This window comes from Myroides phaeus (assembly GCF_900099675.1).
GTDB classification, from domain to species: Bacteria; Bacteroidota; Bacteroidia; order Flavobacteriales; family Flavobacteriaceae; genus Flavobacterium; species Flavobacterium phaeum.
Window position 1 is genome coordinate 1 of record NZ_FNDQ01000002.1, and the last position, 20722, is coordinate 20722.

At 33.4% G+C, this 20722-nt stretch carries 14 protein-coding genes; 6 read left to right on the forward strand and 8 right to left on the reverse strand.

Annotated features, from left to right (window positions below; translation table 11 throughout):
• Positions 1-137 precede the first annotated feature (137 nt).
• The gene (locus BLT46_RS01015) at positions 138-971 is read left to right on the forward strand and encodes a mechanosensitive ion channel family protein (protein WP_090404861.1); all 834 of its coding nucleotides are present in this window, start codon (positions 138-140) and stop codon (positions 969-971) included.
• A gap of 49 nt (positions 972-1020) precedes the next feature.
• Positions 1021-1926, forward strand: coding sequence for a glycoside hydrolase family 25 protein (locus BLT46_RS01020; RefSeq protein ID WP_090404863.1), 906 nt, complete (start codon positions 1021-1023; stop codon positions 1924-1926).
• 35 nt (positions 1927-1961) lie between these two features.
• Here BLT46_RS01020 and BLT46_RS01025 read toward each other — a convergent pair whose 3' ends face one another.
• Entirely contained in the window at positions 1962-3047 is a 1086-nt protein-coding gene (locus BLT46_RS01025; protein ID WP_090404865.1) for an ABC transporter permease, read from the reverse strand.
• A 1-nt stretch (position 3048) separates the two neighbouring features.
• A complete protein-coding gene (locus tag BLT46_RS01030) occupies positions 3049-5283 on the reverse strand; it encodes a carboxy terminal-processing peptidase (RefSeq protein WP_090404868.1) in 2235 nt (744 codons plus the stop codon).
• 185 nt (positions 5284-5468) lie between these two features.
• Here BLT46_RS01030 and surE point away from each other — a divergent pair, with 185 nt between their 5' ends.
• The 4 genes from surE to BLT46_RS01055 all read left to right on the forward strand — a co-directional run bounded on the left by surE (position 5469) and on the right by BLT46_RS01055 (position 10383).
• The gene (gene surE / locus BLT46_RS01035) at positions 5469-6236 is read left to right on the forward strand and encodes a 5'/3'-nucleotidase SurE (RefSeq protein ID WP_090404871.1); all 768 of its coding nucleotides are present in this window, start codon (positions 5469-5471) and stop codon (positions 6234-6236) included.
• A 278-nt stretch (positions 6237-6514) separates the two neighbouring features.
• Positions 6515-7639: a lipid-A-disaccharide synthase gene (gene lpxB / locus BLT46_RS01045; RefSeq protein ID WP_090404877.1), complete on the forward strand. Its 1125-nt coding sequence runs from the start codon at positions 6515-6517 to the stop codon at positions 7637-7639.
• A gap of 12 nt (positions 7640-7651) precedes the next feature.
• Positions 7652-8284 carry a C40 family peptidase gene (locus BLT46_RS01050; RefSeq protein WP_090404882.1) on the forward strand — a complete coding sequence of 211 codons (633 nt, stop codon included), beginning with the start codon at positions 7652-7654 and terminating at the stop codon, positions 8282-8284.
• 71 nt (positions 8285-8355) lie between these two features.
• Entirely contained in the window at positions 8356-10383 is a 2028-nt protein-coding gene (locus BLT46_RS01055; protein ID WP_090404885.1) for a ComEC/Rec2 family competence protein, read from the forward strand.
• Here the strand turns inward: BLT46_RS01055 and BLT46_RS01060 are convergent.
• From BLT46_RS01060 to BLT46_RS01085, 6 genes are all read right to left on the reverse strand, one after another.
• Positions 10380-10832 carry a thioredoxin family protein gene (locus BLT46_RS01060; protein ID WP_090404888.1) on the reverse strand — a complete coding sequence of 151 codons (453 nt, stop codon included), beginning with the start codon at positions 10830-10832 and terminating at the stop codon, positions 10380-10382. The two genes, BLT46_RS01055 and BLT46_RS01060, sit on opposite strands and share 4 nt — an antisense overlap.
• 28 nt (positions 10833-10860) lie before the next feature.
• Positions 10861-12993 (reverse strand): peptide MFS transporter, encoded by a 2133-nt coding sequence (locus tag BLT46_RS01065; RefSeq protein WP_090404890.1) that lies wholly within the window; start codon positions 12991-12993, stop codon positions 10861-10863.
• A gap of 238 nt (positions 12994-13231) precedes the next feature.
• Positions 13232-14869 (reverse strand): MFS transporter, encoded by a 1638-nt coding sequence (locus BLT46_RS01070; RefSeq protein ID WP_090404893.1) that lies wholly within the window; start codon positions 14867-14869, stop codon positions 13232-13234.
• Between the two features lie 196 nt (positions 14870-15065).
• Complete coding sequence (locus BLT46_RS01075) at positions 15066-16592, reverse strand: peptide MFS transporter (protein WP_090404896.1); 1527 nt, start codon at positions 16590-16592, stop codon at positions 15066-15068.
• Between the two features lie 39 nt (positions 16593-16631).
• Positions 16632-18398 carry a peptide MFS transporter gene (locus tag BLT46_RS01080; RefSeq protein ID WP_090404898.1) on the reverse strand — a complete coding sequence of 589 codons (1767 nt, stop codon included), beginning with the start codon at positions 18396-18398 and terminating at the stop codon, positions 16632-16634.
• A gap of 62 nt (positions 18399-18460) precedes the next feature.
• Positions 18461-20626, reverse strand: coding sequence for a S9 family peptidase (locus tag BLT46_RS01085; RefSeq protein WP_090404901.1), 2166 nt, complete (start codon positions 20624-20626; stop codon positions 18461-18463).
• Between the last annotated feature and the right edge of the window lie 96 nt (positions 20627-20722).

Below are 20722 nucleotides of genomic sequence, written 5' to 3' on the forward strand. Positions count from 1 at the left end.
ATTAAGTACTTTAGAATGATGTATAGAGGTGTAAGAGATAAGTCATTTTTCCTGTTTAGATTGACGAAACTTTTTGCTTAGTCCCCAACTTTTGCACCTGATCCAGATAAACTGATAATACAATTTTTGAGTTAATAATGAATTTAAAAACAATACTTTCTACACTTTTAGAATACGAATTATATGCAAGTAAATCGCTTACAATAACAATAGGAACCATATTGTTTATTGTATTTACTTTAGTGATTACAAAATATGGATTACGCTTTTTAAGAAAGACGTTTATCAATATGGCTACACCAGATGTAGCTGCGCGCCTAAGTAGTGTGTTTAACTTTGTAAATTACTTTATTTACGTCATTATGTTTTTCTTTATCTTAAATGCGATAGGGATTAATATTAGTATGTTTTTGACTACTTCTGCTGCTTTATTTGTTGGTTTAGGTTTAGCACTTCAATCGATTTTTAGAGATTTAATAGCTGGTATTTATATTTTGTTAGATAAAACGCTAAACGTAGGCGATGTAATTGAAACAGGAGGACACGTTGCAAGAGTTAAGACAATAAGTTTGCGTTGTACGGTTGTAGAGACGCGTAATAGAAAGGATTTAGTTATACCAAACAGAAAGTTGATAGATGACGTAGTTTATAACTGGACACACGAAGACCCAATTATCCGAGCGCGTATTGATGTTGGAGCTTATATTGGTACAGATGTGGAGCTTGTAAAAGCGGTTTTATTAACTACTGTTGAAAATAATGCTGATGTGTTGAAAACACCACAACCAATTGTTTTTATTGATGAGTTTGGTGAATCGTCAATTCGCTTTATATTATATTACTTTATAGATAATGCTTTTGATAACGATCGTATTGCAAGTGAAATTCGCTTCGAAATAGATAAGAAATTTAAATTAAATAATATTCAGTTGCCTGTGCCTGTTTTACGCTTGGATAATACAGATAAGTAGTTTGTAATTTACTTATATTAAATATCTTTGCTGAACTTTTAAAAGTGCTATGGAACGAACATCAACTAAAAGAAATACATCTAATCCTCGTGAAACTTTAAAAGGGTTAAATAAACAGCCAAGAAAGAAAACTACTCGAAATACTAAGAAGAAAACAAAGAGCTCTTCATCATCGTGGACAGGGATTAAATGGATAATCATAATCAATGTTTTATTGGGTGGTGGGATATGGTTAGGTATTCACTTTCAAGATGGATTTAAGTACTTTTTTAGTCAAGATAGAAAGAATGCTCCTGAGAAGTCGTTATTTGATTTTAGAACGGCTGAGGTGTTAGCACGACACGATAGTAAAATGATTGGATTTGACGTGTCTCACTATCAAGGAGTCATTGATTGGGGGAGAGTAGATTCTGTTGCAAGTAAGTCTGCTTTGGAGTTTGTGTTTGTTCGTGCAACTATGGGAGTTGATGGTGTTGATAGGGCTTATAAGTTGAATTGGAAAGGAGCAGGAGCAAATCATTTTATCAGAGGAGCATATCACTACTATAGACCAGATGAGAATTCAGTTGAACAAGCGAATAATTTTATAAAAACAGTAAAATTAGCACCTGGAGATTTACCTCCTGTTTTAGATATTGAAGATTTACCTAAAAAGCAATCAGTAGAAAACCTTCGCTTAGGATTAAAACGATGGATTGAATTGGTGGAAGAACATTATAAGGTTAAGCCAATTTTATATTCTGGAGAACATTATTACACCAATCATTTGAAGCAATGGTTTCCTGATCATATATTGTGGATTGCAAACTATAATTTCTTTGTAGAAGAAATAAAACCTGAATGGCACTTTTGGCAGTTTACGGAAAAAGGGATTGTAAATGGTATTGAAGGGAAAGTAGATTTGAATATTTATAATGGCAATAAAACAGAAATGCGAAAACTACTATTAAAGTAGTCTTCGCATTTTTTTATGGAATTAAGTTTGAATACTTATTTTTTTACGTCTAAGGCGTCTCTTAAGGCATTACCGATTAGCATAAAGCTTATAACAAGGATAAACATAGCAAAGCCTGGTAAAAGGGCTAAATAGGGTTTGCCAAGCAAGATATAATTGTAATTCTCCTTAATCATTGCCCCCCAGCTGGGTGTGGGTACTTGTGTTCCTAATCCTAAAAAGCTCAAGCCACTTTCTACTAAAATAGCAGAAGCAAAGTTAGCTGCTGAAATTACAATAACAGGAGCCATACAATTGGGCAAGATGTGTTTAGTAATAATTCTGTAGTTATTGTAACCTAATGCTCTGGCTGCAGTTACATATTGTTGTTCTTTAACACTGATGACTTGTCCTCTTACAACACGAGCTACTTCAACCCACATAGTTAATCCTACGGCTATAAATACTTGCCAAAACCCCTTTCCTAAAGCCAGGGTAATTGCAATTACTAATAGTAGAGTAGGAATAGACCAAAATACATTGATTAACCACAGGATTAAAGCATCTATTTTTCCTCCATAATATCCTGCGATTGCTCCTAAGGTAATTCCGATAACTAAAGAAATCAAAACAGCTACAAAACCGATTGAAAGAGACACTCTTGCTCCGATTATTAATCTGCTGAGGTAATCTCTACCTTGATTATCTGTTCCGAGCCAGTATGTTTTTGTTTGTACAATATCTTTCTCATTAGCACTTTTAAAAAGAGATAGTGGAAGTGCTTTGAATTCTTCTAATTCTGGTTGATTGCTATAAGGTTTATAAAAGATAGAGTCTTGTTGTATATGAAACTCGTTAATTGCGATATGCTGTGTTGCCTGTTCACGTCCAAACCACAATTCACTAAACTTGATACCTTCGTTTGTAGGAATAACGATAGTTTGTACTTTAAACCCTGGGGATTCAGAACGAAGAGCTAAGTCTCCAGCATTAGCGTTTTTTGAATTATCAGGAATAATGAAATAAGCGAAAGTCGCTATAAGAGCAATTACTATAATTATCCAAAAACAGAAAACGCCCCAAAAATCTTTTTTAAATCTTTGGAGCGCAATCTGTGTATATGATTTACTTTTTTGATACATCTTAGTGTTTAGATGATATTCTGTTTTTATTGTCTATTTGTTTATGTGCCGACTTGTTGCCTAAATCTTTAAGGATGTTTACACCTTCTTCGATATATACATCAGAGTTAAGCATTTCATGCCATCTTTCACGTTTGTTTTCTAAGATAGTATCATTCTTAATTCTTTCCAATTCACTTGGAAGAGAGCTGAATTTTAAAGTGTTTTTATATTTAGAAATAGCTTTAAATTTCTTAGCCTTTTCCTCCGTTTCTTTTTGTTTGATTTTGTATTTATCAATGTTTAGAGAAAATGTCTTCTCATCCTTTCTTTCATTAATCCACTTCGCATTTTCATCTATTAAATTAAATTGTTCATTAGTAGCAATACGCTTTTTACTTAATTCAATTACGTTAGAGAAATCGTAAGGATAAGCAACATAAGAAGCTCTGTCTATTTTGTCCCAAGGCATAGCATTGTCCATATCTCTTTCTCCCATATCAATATAAGAATATCGATCTGGTAAAACGATATCACTTAAAACACCTTCTCTTTGTGTAGATCCCCCATTAATACGATAGAACTTCTGAAGTGTAATTTTAAGCGCACCTAAATCTCCAAACGGCTGTTTTCTCAACAACTCGTTTAAGTCAACAAGGTTTTGCACAGTACCTTTACCGTATGTGTGTTTACTACCAATAATTACCCCTCTTTTGTAATCTTGAATTGCCGCAGCAAAGATTTCAGAAGCAGAAGCTGAGAAATTATTAACAAGTACAACAAGTGGTCCTTCCCAAACGATAGGCGTACCTTTGTCATCTAATACTTGTTGTTTCCCTCTTGACGATTTTACTTGAACAACAGGTCCTTCTTTAGAGAATAGACCAACCATTTCAACAACAGTTTGCAATGAACCACCACCGTTGTTACGCAAGTCCATTATAATACCGTCAATATTTTGTTTTTTAAGTTCTATAATCTCTTTTTCAACATCTGTAAAAGCATTTCTCTTGTCTTTGTTTTCAAAGTCAATGTAGAACTTAGGTAAATGAATTAATCCGTATTTTTTATCTCCGTTTTGAATAATACTTGATTTAGCATACGTTTCTTCCATCTCAATCACTTCACGTGTAAGAGGTGTAACTTTTATCGTACCATCAATCTTTTTAAGTGTTAAATAAACAGTAGTTCCTTTTTTTCCTTTGATAAGTTTAACTACATTATCTAAACGCATTCCTACGATATCAACTGGGTCTTCATCTTTTGTTTGTCCAACTTTAAGAATTATATCTCCAACTTCGATTTCTTTACCTCTCCAAGCAGGACCACCAGGTACTAACTCGTTAATTTCAACCCCTTCAGATTTCTTTCTTAAAACAGCACCAATTCCTTCAAAGCTACCACTCATACTTGCATCAAACTTTTCTTTGTCTTCAGGAGCAAAGTAGAATGTATGTGGGTCAAAGCGTTCAACAATAGAGTTGATGTAAATAGAGAACCAATCTTTACGTTCTAAATCCGTTAATAATTCGAAATATTCATCTAAAGATTTACCCGCACTTTCACGAGCTTCTTTCTCTAATTGTTCAAAAGTTTTCTTTTCAACAGGTTTTTTGTCGTCAACTTTTTTCTTTTTAGTCGAATTTTCAATTGGCTCACCAAACTCATCTATCTCTCCCTCATCTTCAGTAACTTCTTTTCCCTCTTGGATTTTTTGGTTATCTGTAATAGTAGAAAGCACGTTTAGCTTTAATTGTTTTCTCCAACGGTCTCTCAATTCGTCTTCATCTTTAGCATACCCTAATTTGTCATAATCAGCATCGAAAACTTCGTCTGAATTAAACTCAAAAGGAGTGCTAAGTACATCTGTATAAATGCCTTTTGCTTCTTCCATACGTTTAGTAATACGCTCATAAGTCAAATCAAAGAAAGATAATTCCTTTAATTCGATCATATCGTCGATTAAATACTCGTATTTAGAAAACTCATCAATATCAGACTGTAAGAAATATCTTTTCATAGGGTCTAATGCCTTTAGATATTCTTTATAAACTGTAGCTGAGAATTTGTCGTCAATTTTAGCTGGGTCATAATGAGTACGTTCCAGCAAATAAGTAACCAACTCAAGAAGTAATTGGTCTTTTTCAGGAGTCTCTTTTTCCTTCTTAGGGATGAAGCTCCATAGCAGAGCAGATACTCCGATTAGAAGAAGTATAACCTTATAATTTCTTTTCATAAATAACTTAAAAGTATTCATTAATTAGTTTTCATCTAAAGTAGTTAAAAAAGTGAAGATTTAGATGGTGCCTTCGATAATAATTTGTTAAAACCCTTTTATATAGGGAGTAATGTACTTGTTTTAGGGTTAAAATGATATTCGAGTATTAATAGAGTTCCCCGAATATTTGTTACTTTAGCGAATGTAAATAAAAAAACGAAATGATGCAAAAACCCTTAATATTAGTTACAAACGATGATGGTATAACTGCTCCAGGTATGAGAGCTTTAATCGCTGTAATGAAAGAAATTGGAGATGTAGTTGTGGTAGCACCTGACAGTGCACAATCAGGAATGGGACACGCTGTAACAATTAATAATACATTGACCTTAGAAAGGGTTACAATCGATAGCGAAATTGAAAAGGAATACGCTTGTTCTGGGACACCCGTTGACTGTGTAAAGATTGCGTTGGGACAAATCTTAGACCGCAAACCTGATTTATGTGTTTCTGGAGTAAATCACGGATCTAATTCATCTATTAATGTTATTTATTCAGGTACGATGAGTGCCGCATTAGAAGCTGGGATGAGTGGAATTCCTGCAATTGGTTTTTCATTATTAGACTTTAGTTGGAATGCAGATTTTGAACAGATAAAACCGTTTATAAAGAAAATTACTTTAGAAGCGTTGAAGAATGGTATTCCTACTGATGTAGTTTTGAATGTTAACTTCCCAAAATTAGAGACAAAAGACATCAAGGGAGTTAGAGTTTGTAGACAAGCAAAAGCTACTTGGGTTGAGAATTTTGATAAACGAGTAAGTCCACACGGTAAAGAGTACTATTGGTTAAAAGGAGAGTTTGTTAATCAAGATAAAGGAGAAGATACAGATGAGTGGGCATTACACAATGGATATGTGTCATTAGTACCAGTTCATTTTGATATGACAGCACATCAAGTTATAAAAAGAATTAATAGTTGGGATCTGTAATGGGCGAAAGGTTAAAACATATATTACTCGGTTTCTTATGCGGGGCTATTGTTACTGTAATAGGGACAGAGCTTTATTTAAGGCTGTTTACAAATTATGATTTATTTGTAGACTTTGACTTTATTCGACGAGCGGGAATGTTTGGCAGGGTTACTGCTATAGGTAGTTTACTAAATCTGTTATTGTTTACATTTTTTATTAATCGCAAGTTAGATTTTTTAGCGAGAGGTTGTATTTTAGCCGTTATTATTTTAACAGTGGTAACATATTTGTTGTAGATGAAGTATTATATCATAGCAGGAGAAGCATCAGGAGATTTGCACGGATCTAATTTAATGAAGTCGATTTATAAGAAAGATCCAGAGGCAGATATACGTTTTTGGGGAGGTGAATTGATGCAGAACGTAGGAGGGAAGTTGGTGAAACATTATAAAGACTTAGCTTTTATGGGCTTTGTAGAAGTTTTACAAAACCTTCGTACAATTCTTCGAAATATATCTTTTTGTAAAAATGACATTGAAGCCTTTAATCCAGATATGTTGATTTTTATTGACTATCCTGGGTTCAATATGCGTATAGCTGAATGGGCAAAGAAAAAAGGTATATCAACACATTATTATATTTCTCCACAGATTTGGGCGTGGAAAGAAAATCGTATTAAAGCGATTAAACGCGATGTTGATTTTATGTATGTGATTCTTCCATTTGAGAAGGACTTTTATGAGAAGAAACATCAGTTTCCTGTAACGTTTGTTGGCCATCCTTTAATTGATGCAATTGAAACATATAGAGCAGAAGTGCACGTTGACTTTCGCGCTAAGCACAATTTAGATGACCGACCAGTTATTGCACTATTGCCGGGAAGTAGAAAGCAAGAGATAAGTAGATTGTTAAATGAGATGTTGTCTGTAATTCATCACTATCCACAATATCAATTTGTGATAGCTGGTGCACCAGGACAAGAAGCATCTTTCTATGAGCAATTTATACAAGATAAAAATATATCGTTTGTATTCAATGAAACTTATGCGTTGTTGAATATAGCTCATGCAGCATTAGTAACATCAGGTACAGCAACGTTGGAAACAGCCTTGTTTAGAGTTCCTCAAGTTGTATTGTATAAAGGAAATCAGATTTCTTATGAAATAGCAAAGCGAATTATCAAGTTAAAATACATTTCATTGGTTAATTTAATTATGGATGATGATGTAGTTGTAGAGCTAATTCAGAGTGATTGTAATGCAAAAAGAATTGAGTCAGAATTCAGTAAAATAATAAATGGTAAAAAACGCGAAGAAATTTTATTGAAATATGACAAATTAATTTGTACTTTAGGGGGCGGAGGAGCAAGTGATCATGCAGCAGAAGAAATGATTAAGAATTTTATGAGAAAAAGCAGCTAAAATATTTTGAGTATGAGAAAGTTTACGGTTTTACTATTCAGTTTTGTAACGTTTATTAGTTTTAATAAAGTAGAAGGAAAGAACACTAATGTGAAGAACAATAGTGTACTTAATTTTAAGGCGGAAGAAACTTCCCCTATTAAAAAGAAAAAAACAGCGATTATAAACGAAAGTAAAAAAGTAGACGATCAGGTTCAAAATGAATTAGATGCCTTGTTAGACGATTTCATGAAAGAAATGGATAACAACAAATTAGAGTTCGATAATTTGACAAGTCAAGTAATCAATACTGCTTTTGATTATGAAGGTGTGAGATATAGATTTGGAGGTATGTCTCGTAAAGGGATGGATTGTTCAGGTTTAGTTCAAACTGCTTTTGGAGATACTGAAATTAGCTTACCTCGTAGTTCAAGTGAAATGGCTCAAGTTGGTGAACGAGTGAAACAAAGAGATGCTCAAAAAGGGGATTTAATATTCTTTAAAACACGAGGAAACAGAATTAGTCATGTTGGAATAGTAACTGAGGTTTTAGATGATGAAATCAAGTTTATTCATTCTTCAACAAGTAGAGGTGTAATTGTCTCGTCAACGAAAGAGAATTATTACCAAAGAACTTTTGCTCAAATTAATAGAGTAGTACAATAAACAGAAACTTTTTCTAAAATATAGTAAAGAATTTTATTCTTTGGAGAGAATTTTGATGCATTCGTCTATAGATGAAGACATTAAAATTCTCTTTTTTGTTTTATACCTTATTCCTAATCATTGGAATATTCCTTTATGACTATATACCATTCGTAATAGCGCTCCTGTGTATGGTAGGAGCTATTTTTTTTATAGCGTTGAGCTATAAGAATAAGTTTACATTTTATCCAACTAAATTTTCTTTTGTAAGTGATGTTATTGCAATTGGCCTACTTTTTATTTCATTAGGCGTAAGCGTAATGAAAGGACAAGGGTTTGCTTTTAGTAGAGTAAATACGAACGACTTTGTAGCTGGTTTTGTAAAACAATCTGTAAAAGCAGATGTAAGAATAGAGGAGGAAGTGGCTTCAAGTTCAGGAAAGCGTTACATTGTTCAATTGCTTAGAATAAACGATACTGTTGTTTATACAAAAGCGTATTTGACCTTAAAGGAACAGGAAACTTCTTTCATTCCTGGAGATATTATTTCAACCTATACTTTTATTCGTACTATTGAAGCTCCAAGAAATATTGGTCAATTTGATTACCAAACCTATTCTAAACAGCAAGGTGTATACTTTCAACTATACGGAAAGGAGTTTGTACGTGTTGCACGAGCGAATGGTTTGAAGTATGAGATATTACGTTGGAGGTTTTATTTAACAGAACAAGTAAAGAATAGTGATGTTTTAAGCGACAATGCTAAAGGTTTATTGAATGCTTTAATATTAGGAAAGCGCAATGATATTGATAAAGGTGTTTTAGCTCAGTTCAAAGAACTTGGTGTAATGCATATCTTGGCTATTTCTGGATTACACGTTGGCCTAATCTACCTGATGTTATTGACTGCTTTTGGTTTTCTTAAACCTATTAGTAAGCAAGTGGTTGTAGTCTTGTTATTATGGCTTTTTGTTTTTTTATCCGGTTTTTCTCCTTCTGTTTTTAGAGCTGTGTTTATGTTTACCATTTTTTCATTGGCTCGTATAATTCGTAGAGAGCAGTCATTAGAGCACAACGTAGGTCTTGCATTGTTTTTTAGTTTGTTTTTTTATCCAAATTGGGTTACTGATATTGGTTTTCAACTGAGTTATTTAGCTGTAATAAGCATCGTTTATATTTTGCCTTTATTTGCTAAAAGGTATAGTGCTAATCGCATAGTAAAATACATACAAGGCATTGTATATGTGTCATTAAGTGTTCAAATAGGCTTAATGGCAATACAGCTCTATTATTTTAAGCAGTTTTCTTTACTTTTTTTAATTGGAAATCTAATCGTTATTCCTTTAGTTACAGTTTTGATCGTATTAGGTGTTCTTTATTTTATGACGCTTTTTATTCCGTTTTTAAATCAGGTGATAGGGATTGCATTTAATCTATTAACAGATATAATGTATAAAAGTGTTTCCCTTTTAGCTCAGTTTGAAGGAATTGTTATTAAGAATGTGCAGTTTAGTAAAACACAAGTGTTTATTTTTTTAGCCTTACTAATGTGTTTACTATTATTCTACTATCGAAAATCGCGTGTGTGGGTTTTGAGTAGCTTTGTATTGTTTTTTACGTTACAAGTTGTGCCATATCTATCAAGGTACTCAGAAGAAAAAAGGAGTGAACTTATTATTCCGTATTCACAAAATAGAGAGCAAGTTAGTTTATGGTATAAAAAGGGAAGTCATTTGTTGAATTGTGAAAGCGATCCTCAAGGAGAGGGCAGTTACTCAGCAGAATTGACTGCTTTGAATAGTACAATAAGTAATATGACTATACAGAGTATAGAATTAAAACCACTAATGCCAATAGAGGAACAGTTTTTATTAGTTTTAAGCGACTCACTAACGATTTATGACATTGGATTTCAAGCAGAAGTTATATTGCTTACAAAGCATCCTAAGGTCAATATAGCACGTGTATTGAATTATCACCAGCCAAAAGAAGTAGTGTTACATAATTCAATGCCAATGTGGTTTAAAGAGAAGTGTATTGAAACTTGTATAAAAAACAATATCCCTTTTCACGATATATCTGAAAAGGGATATTGGTCTAAATTATTTAAAAGCGATTAAAGCTGTTCTAACAATTGTTGAGGAGTTTTATATCCAACGATTACATTAGTAACTTCACCTTTAGCATCAAAGATAACCATAGAAGGATATCCTGGAATTCTTAAGAACATAGTAAAGTCGTGTGTCGCATTTCTACCTTTTCTATTGCTATTGTATCCAGGGTTAGTATATTTTTTTCCCTTATAGCTGATCTCTTCGTTACCTTCCGAATCAAACTTAACAGCATAATAATTCTTGTTGATATGTTCAATCACCTTACTATCAGTAAAAGTGTTTTTATCTAACATTTTACAAGGACCACACCAATCAGTGAATGCATCCATAAAGATAGGTTTAGCTTCTTTTTTTTGCGCAGCTACTGCTTCATTAAAAGTCATCCATTTAATTTCTTGAGCGTTCATAGAAAAGCTCAATAAAGCGATAGCGAATAAGAAAAACAGTTTTTTCATGTATAAAGTTGTAATTAGATTTTATAAATTATTTTACTCCGTGCATTAATTTCTTCATCAATGGGTTAAGAGCGATAACTAAAATACCAGCAATAATTGGTACAATAGTGAAGATTAAGAAGAAAGTAGACAATGAATACTTCTCTGTAATTACTTCAATTTGTCCTCCAAGTTTTGCAGCTAAGTTGTTACCAATAGCGATTGCAAGATACCACATTCCAAACATAAGTGCAATCATTCTTGCAGGCACTAATTTAGAAACATAAGAAAGTCCCACAGGAGAAGAGAACAGCTCTCCGAGTGTGTGGAATAAGTAACCAAATACTAACCACATCATAGAAACCCTTGTTCCTTCTGTAATACCATGTGCTCCATAAGCTAATACTCCAAATCCGATAGCCATAATAATAAGACCTAAACCGTATTTAATAGCAGCAGGAGGATTGTATTTAGAATCCCATAATTTAGAAACAACAGAAGCAAACGCAATAATAAAGAACGAGTTTAAAATTGAGAACCAAGAAGCAGTAATCTCTACTTGATTATCTTTAATTTCTTTTACTTCAGCGTGTACAACGTGAATTTCTTTTTGACTTTCAATGTCTGTAATTTGATTATACGCTTGTAACTCTCCTTTTATTTTCTCTTCAGCTTTAGCGTCAAGGATATTGTACTTTCCAAGTTCTTCGTATATTTTTAGTTTATCACCTTTTTCTAAACTAACCAATTCAGAAATAATAGTTGTTTGTTCCACCACTACATCTCCTTCCTTTGCAGGAGCAGACTCAGATACAGGAACGTAAGTAAACATTAAATTATTGTTGTCGTCTTTCTTTTGAACACCAGTTTCATCTAATACCGGTTTTTCAACAGCACTATAACGAACTTCATACGCGTGAGAAGACCAGTCTCTGTTTAACATCCAGATAGCAGCTCCCCATACGCCAATAAACGTAATAGCTAAAACGATATTAGAAACTAATGCTTTTTTATATGTTCTTTTTGCCAACAAAATAAGTACCCAAGAAACAATAAGTAAAGGGATAACAGTTAACAATAAGTTGAATATATTAAACAATAAAGCTTTATTTCCAGATAAAATTCTCTGTGTGTTATCTCTCGCAAAAATTACCAAAGAAGTGGCTCCTTGTTCAAAAGACATCCAGAAGAAAATAGTGAAGAAAGCAAAAATAATTACTGCAATCATTCTATCCCTTACAATTTTAGTATATCTCATAATACGAGAAATAACCAAGTATAAGAATAAAAGAAGACCTCCTACAATAACAACAGTTTTACCATCCATTCCAAAAAGAGTAGTAGGGAATAACTGTATATTTCCAATAATTCTAAACGGATCATCAAAAGCATATAAGAATCCAACGATAGTAGAAATAGCAATCAAGATATAGTCAACTTTCGTAAAAGGATTAGGTTTTAAAGAATCTTTTTCTTCTTGAGTTAATGTTGGAGCATTGACAATATCCTCAGGTTTAATCTCAATACTCTTGTTAGGAACATCTCCAATATTTCCAAAGATAGGTTTAGCTAACCAGAATTGTAGCGTACCTAAAAGCATAAAAATACCAGCTAATCCAAAACCATAATGCCATCCGATACGCTCACCAATATAACCACAAAGCATCATTCCGAAGAAAGCACCAGTGTTTACCCCCATATAGAAAATAGTATAAGCACCATCTTTCTTTTCAGGGAAAGCCTTGTACATTTCAGATAAGATAGAAGTCATATTTGGTTTAAAGAAACCAGTACCTATAACAAGACAAACAAGTCCTAAGTACATAAAGAATTCAGTTTCAAGAGTCATCGCAGCGTGTCCCAGAGTCATAATTAAGGAACCAACTACAACTGCCCATCGATAACCGATATATTTATCAGCTATAATACCACCGAAGATTGGTGTAATATAAAGTAACATAGCATAAGTTGCAAAGATTGCACCCGCGTTAGCAGTAGTCATTTCCCAACCAGGGTTTAGACCAATAACAGACATTGTTAAGAACTGAATTAAAAGAACACGCATTCCGTAAAATGAGAAGCGTTCCCACATTTCAGTAAAGAACAGAACAAATAATCCTGCTGGATGTCCCAGTACTTTTGTGTCAAAGAAATTCGGCTGTGCCGTAGTGTCAGTTTTCATTATATTTATAAAGTTTGGTGTTGTGAGTTTATTAACGTTGTGTTTACATAAGCGTTAAAAGTAATAAAATAAAGTCATAAATAATTCTCTTTGAAAAAAAATACTATATTTCTGTAGAATGTTTTATCTCTTTGGTTGATTATTAGTAATAATCTAAACCGTGAATGGGCTTTAGAATCCACAAAAAAAGCACTAAGGAATAAACCAAAGTGCTTTTTTATATATGATTTAATAGCAATTATACTTTTTTATTTTCCAAAGGGCGAATAACTAAGCGGTCGTAAATCACTAAAGTAATAACAGAAAATATTCCGATACCACATACCACGTACCATATCTTATTAGGGTTATAAGTACTCCAAAGCATATCTACCATTTCCCAATGAGACATTCCTAACTTTTGCTCTGCTAAAGTAAAATACTCATTCTTAGAGAAAGGGAAGTGAACTTGGCTAATATCTATATTTTTTGATGTAGCGAAGTCAATAAAGGATTGTTTAACAACTGTCCAGTCAACAGAATCTGCTTTTAGATTAAATTGTTTCTCAAAAGCAGACAACGACATATTTAAGGTTTTAGAACCTTGTTCAACGAATTGTTCGTGACTCACTACTTCAGGCATTGCTATATTGCGTGTAGACATTTCTGTTTTTAATAATGATAATTTGTCTGACCACGCTTGATATAAATCTCCAGAGATGTATTTCGTAACAAAGTAACTCGCCGCTACTGGTAAGAAGTATGTTCCTTGATAAAGACCTTCTTTTCCTTTAGGAGTGATAAGAGCAATAAAAGATGAAACTGTAGGACTTGACATCATTTCTCCAATAGAGAAAATCATTGTTCCAATAATAGTAAATATTGGATTATGGGTATAGAAAGTTAATCCAACACCAATACTTGCAATTACAGCACCTCTAATTACTGCGTTAATATGACGCATTTTGGTAACGAAGTACGAGATCGATACTTGACATAAGATAATCATCAATGAGTCAATATTGGTAAACCATTCTGGTTTTACTTGTCCGTCTTGTGTTAGTAACGGACCTAAAAACGATACGTTCTCATTAATCCAATTACTCAAGATAGAAGAGTTTACCCAATCTTCAATAAAGTTAGGCAGGGTGTTGAACAGCTGATTAAACATTGTCCAGAATCCGATCATTAATAACAATAAAATTCCTAAGCGAATATCTTTCAACGCCTCAAAAATCCCTAATATCGAATCTTTGATAGCTTTTCCAATCGAGTCTTTTGGCTTTTCTACTTTTGGTTCTTTGTAAAACAACAATAAGATTAAAAGGTTGATACCAATAACAACAGCTGCTTGTATGAAAATGATTTTCCATCCATAAGTTGTACGTAATCCTGATGACATAGCAGGCCCGATAAACCCACCAATATTCACCATCATATAGAAAATACCGAAACCAAGAGTTCCTGTAGATTCATCTGTATTACGTGCAATTATAGCAGAAGCAACAGGTTTAAAGAAAGCAGCTCCTATGGCTACTAACAAGAATACCGCGTATACATTGTTGTAAGCTGTTACTTCTCCCAGCAAATAATAACCGGTAATCATTATGATGAACGCAATAATCAAGGATAATTTATAACCAATACGGTCAGCAATAACACCAAAGAAAAGCGGTAAGAAGTACAATATTCCAACAATACCTCCCATGATGCTCCCTTTCTGTATGTGATCAAAGCCCAGACCACCTGTGTCCGTTGAGCCTACTAAGTATAGTCCTAACAGGGTGTAGATACCATACCATGCCCACCGTTCCATAAGCTCCATAAAGCTGGCTATCCAAAAGTTTTTATTGAACGATTTTATCGTTTGTCCAAAAGTTTTATTGTTCTGCGACATGGTAATTGATTATTTATATAATTAAGGAGGTTAAGTTAAGCTGTATATTTTATTTAGCAATGAATAACAGAGAAATATTTGCAGAAACAGCCTAAATATGCTGTTGCTAAGCTGCAAAGTAACCTTGTTTCAGTTTTAAGCAAAAAAAAGCGCCTTAGTTTGCTAAGGCGCTTTATCTTATAAAAAGAAGATGAAATTATCTTACATCTTGCATTAACTTTTTAATTACTGGAGAAAGTGCCATTAACACTATACCAGCTACTACAGCATAAAGACCTAAATCTTTGTACCCATCAGTATAAGAAATCAGGGCATCATAGTTTGTAGCATTTTCTGTATCAGTAGTTGACATACCAGCACCGATAATACCAGCTACATATTGTCCATACGCACTTGCTAAGAACCAAAGTCCCATCATCATTCCTTGTAAATTAGGTGTTGCTAATTTTGTCATAATTGAAAGACCAATAGGTGACAAACACAACTCTCCTAATGTGATTATTAATAGCGCAAATGTGAAGAAATCTAAAGAAGTCATCCCTTGTAAATCAGCGAATAATCTTGTAGCAAATAATGCGTAGTATCCAGCACCTAAAAGAACAAATCCTAAACCAAATTTAATAATTGTGTTTGGTTCAATTCCTTTTTTAGCTAACCAAATCCAAAGTAATCCCAAAACAGGAGCAATGAAGATGATAAAGAAAGCCCCTCCAGAGTTGTTCACTCCATTAGGATCTAAATGCATACCTAAAAGGTCTGAATTCAAGTTTTTAGCAGCGAAAATACTCAATGATCCTCCAGCTTGTTCGTAGATACCAAAGAATAGGATAGAGAACAAGATAAAGATTAATGCAGCAATAATTTTCTTGCGTTCAGAAGGTGTCAATTTAGACATTTCATAGAACAAGTAAATTAAAGCCAACGGACCAACAGTCATCATGAAATAATCAGTATAAGCTGTATTGTCAATCATTAATACGATCAAAGGAATCATTGCAAAAGTACCTACATACGTTAGGATCTCTTTCCAAAGAGCCATTCTTTTTTCAGTACCATCAGCAGCAACTTCAGTCGGTTGAATACCAATTGGACCTAAGTGTCTTTTTGTAAATGTAAAGTTGATTAAACTCACAAGCATTACAAAAGCAGCAAGACCAAAAGCAACATTCCAACGGTGTGCTTGATCAATCGTTTCAGCAAAGATGTGTCCTTTACCAATAGCAATACATAAGTAACCTCCAATTAAGGCACCTAAGTTAATACCTGCATAGAATAAAGAGAAACCAGCATCTGTACGACTATCACCCTTTTTGTATAAGTATCCAACCATAGTAGAGATATTTGGTTTAAAGAAACCAGTACCAATTACTGTAAAAGCGATACCCGTAAAAAAGTAAGTATGTGGTTCGTATGCTAAGATTAAACTACCTAAGATCATTAAGGAGCCCCCCCAGAATAGAGATTTTCGGAAACCTAAAATTTTATCTGCAAAAATACCTCCTAAGAAAGTGAATGCATAAACGAATGCTTGAGTAGCTCCGTATTGTAAGTTAGCTTGTGCTTCCGCAAAGTTAAGTTGGTCAATCATAAAGAATACCAACATCCCTCTCATTCCGTAGAAACTGAAACGTTCCCACATTTCTGAGAAGAATAAACTCCAGATTTGTTTCGGGTATTTACCCGAGAAACTCTGAATCTCTTCTAATGTCTGTGTCTGACTCATTTTAATTAATAATTTTTATTATCGTATAATGCACGATACCTAACGGATACCGTGCATGAATTTTTTCAATATTGGGTTTATCAACATAACCAGTATTCCAGCTGCTGCAGGAATTAATGTGAATAGGAAGAAGAAGTGACTTAATGAGTAGTCATTTTTGATAACTTCAATTTGACCTCCTAAAATAGCAGCGAATTTCTGTGCAATTGCAAGTGCCAAGTACCACATACCAAACATAAATGCAAGCATTTTTCCTGGTACAAGTTTAGATACATAAGACAGACCTACTGGCGAAATAAATAATTCCCCTAAGGTATGGAATAAGTATGTTAATATTAGGAATATCATCGACATTTTTACGCCTTCAGAACTTCCCATTGATCCAAGACCAAGAATTAAGAAACCAATAGCAACTAAAATAAGTCCAATTCCGTACTTAAATGCAGCAGGTGGATTGTATTTAGAATCCCATAATTTTGATACAGATGAAGCAAAAGAAATGATAAAGAAAGAATTTAAGATAGAGAACCAAGAAACTGTAATTTCTGATGATTCTTTTGAAAATTCATTTGATAACATCCAGATAGCTGCGGTCCAAATTGCCGCAAAACAGATGAATAGCATCAAGTTAGATAAAGCAATTTTTTTCCAAGTAGCCTTAGCTAACATAATTAATACTCCAGAAATAATGATTAAAGGAATAATTGTCAAACAAGTATTTACGATATTAAAAATCAATAATGATGTTCCTTCTAAAGATCTATCTACGTAGTCTCTCGCTACCAATACAAGTGAAGTAGCTCCTTGTTCAAAACTCATAAAGAAGAACATTAAGAAGAAAGCTAATAGAATTACAGCAAACATTCTGTCTCTAATAATCTTTCCATAACGTAAAATTCTTGAGATTACTAAGTATAAGAAAGCGATTAAAGCAACAATAGCCATAATATTTTGACCTCTTAATGCGTCAGTATCTATGAATTTGAACATATCATAAACCCCATTTTTAGATAAAGGGTCATTGAATGCGTATAATAAACCGATAATAGAAACAAATGCAATTAACACATAGTCGATAGAAGTATAAGGATTTCTTGTTTCCTCTTCTTCTTTAATCTCTTCTTGTGTTTTTTGTATTGTTGTATCCACTTTTTTAAGTTCTCCTACATTACCAAATAAAGGTTTCGCTAACCAGAATTGTACAGTTCCTAAGAACATAAAAATTCCAGCTAAAGTAAATCCATAGTGCCATCCTTGCGTTTCAGCAATATATCCACAAAGCATCATACCGAAGAAAGCTCCTGAGTTTACTCCCATATAGAAGATTGTATATGCCGCATCTTTTTTCTCAGGAAGATATTTATACATCTCACCAAGCATAGAAGGCATATTAGGTTTAAAGAAACCAGTACCGATAACTAAACAAGCAAGTCCAATAAAGAACATAAATTTAGCATCAAATCCCATTGCAGCGTGTCCTATTGTCATTATAATAGCACCAACAATAACCGCCCAACGCGATCCGATATATTTATCAGCGATAACTCCACCAAGAATTGGAGTTAAATAAAGCAACATTGCGTAAGTACCATATAAAGCACCAGCTTGTTCTGCGGACCATCCCCAGCCTGAGAAAGGATCATCAAATAAGACTTTTGCAGTCAAGAATTGAATTAATAATACTCTCATTCCGTAGAAAGAGAATCGCTCCCACATTTCAGTAAAGAATAGAACGAAAAGACCTGCAGGGTGTCCGAGCACCTTTGATTTAAAGAGGTCTGAATTAGTAGCTGTTTCTGCTGCCATTGTAATTTTATTAGTTTGTTTTAAGTTAGTACGTGATTGTATATTGTTGTTTGGTGTAGGTATTATAAATTGTTTAAAATGAAGTTTGTCATTTTAGTGTACAATTGCAATCTTGTGTTACCACCGTAAATACCGTGGTTTCTATCTGGATAGATCAGCCAATCAAAATCTTTGTTCTTTTGAACTAAAGTTTCAATCATTGCCATAGCATTTTGTACGTGAACGTTGTCATCTGCCGTACCGTGGATTAATAAATAACGTCCTTTAAGCTTGTCAGCGTGAGTAAAAGGAGAGTTATCATCATACCCTTTAGGATTTTCTTGAGGTGTTGTCATGTATCTTTCTGTGTAGATACTATCGTAATATCTCCAGTTGATAACTGGTGCAACAGCAATTGCCATTTTGAAAACATCATTTCCTTTAAGCAAACAATTAGACGACATAAAGCCTCCGTAACTCCATCCCCAAATACCAATTCTACTTGCGTCAACATAACTTTGTTCTCCCAAGTATTTAGCAGCTATAATTTGGTCTTCTACTTCGTATTTACCTAATTGAAGTTGAGTAGTTTTTTTAAACTCAGCTCCTCTGAATCCAGTTCCTCTACCGTCAACTGTTACTACAATGTATCCTTTCTGAGTAAGCATTGCGTGCCAGTAATCATTAGAGTCAAACCATTTGTCAGCTACTTGTTGTGAACCTGGTCCGCTGTATTGATACATAAAAACAGGGTATTGTTTATTAGCGTCAAAATCAGCTGGTTTCATCATCCAAGCATTTAGCTTTAAACCGTTTACTGTAGGAATTTGGATAAACTCTTTAGCCGGTAGTTGGTAAGCTGTTAGTTTTTGTTCTAACTCTTTATTGTTTAAAATCTCTTTTACCACTTTACCATTCTTAGAATTGTTTAAAGTGTATGTAGGTGCATTTTTACTTGAAGAGTAGATATTGATAAACAAATCAAACTGAGGACTAAACACAGCTGTATTCGTTCCTAAATTGTCAGTTAATCTCGTTTTGTTTTTTCCGTTTAAATCAATTGCGTATATATCACGGTAGATAGATCCACGTTCTACAGATTGATAAAATAGCTTTTTTGCTTTGGTATCAATTCCATAATAATCCGTTACTTCCCAGTTACCTTTAGTTACTTGGTTAATTAACTTTCCATCTTTGTTATAGTAGTATAAGTGGTTGAAACCATCGCGTTCGCTTAACCAAACAAAACTATTGTCTTGTAAAAAGTTAACCGTAGCTACATCAACATAAGCTTTATCCGTTTCGTTTAAGATTAGTTTTTTAGTCAATGTTTTACCATCGATAAAGAATAATTTTAAATCATTTTGGTGTCTATTGATAACCTGAGCACTTAAAAGGTTGCTGTCATTTGTCCACTTAATTCTTGGGATGTAGAAATCGTTGAATTCAGACAAATCAACTTGTGCTGTAGAATTTTGTTTTAAATCGTAGATGTGAATAGAAACCAAAGAGTTGTTTTCACCTGCCTTAGGATATTTGAATTTATCTTGTGTAGGGTATAAACCTGTTCCGTAAACATCCATTGAATATTCAGGAACGTCAGTTTCGTCAAACTTAACATAAGCTAATTTATCACCATCTTTATTCCAGTCGAACATACGAACAATGCTGAACTCTTCTTCATAAACCCAATCAGAAATACCATTAATAACGTGATTTTTTTCTCCGTCATTTGTTATTTGCTGTGTTTTTTGAGAAGTGATGTCGTAAATAAACAAGTTATTTTTGTACGCATAAGCAATTTTAGACCCATCGTTAGAAAAAGTAGGTTCTAAAATTTTATGGTCTGCAATTTTGACAAGTGTATTTTTTGTAGGATTAAACAAATAATAATCAGCCAAAGCCGAACGGCGATAGATTGGTGTAGAATTTGTTCCGATTAACAGTTGTTCTTCTTTATGGTCAAATACATACGTATCAATAGAAGTTATGTCTTTAAAATCACTTGTAGAGAAGATTGTATTAACCTTTTGTAGTGTTTGGAAACTGTATAGGTTAATTTCTTGCATGTCTTTGTTAACGCGCTCAATACGTGAGTATTGGTTGGATTTTTCCATAGCGTTGACAGATTGCATTACTTTAGTTTTGAAAGAACCATTCCAAATTTCTTCCTGTTCAATTTGTTTTTGAGCAAACCCAAATTGCGATGTAATAATGCAAAATAGTAGGGTAATCTTAAGATGTTTCATTATATATTTAATCGAAAAAACTTCCAATTTTAATGAAAAAATATGATTTACACCAATTTATTTTTCGGAATAGGCAATAAAAGCTTAAATCTATTG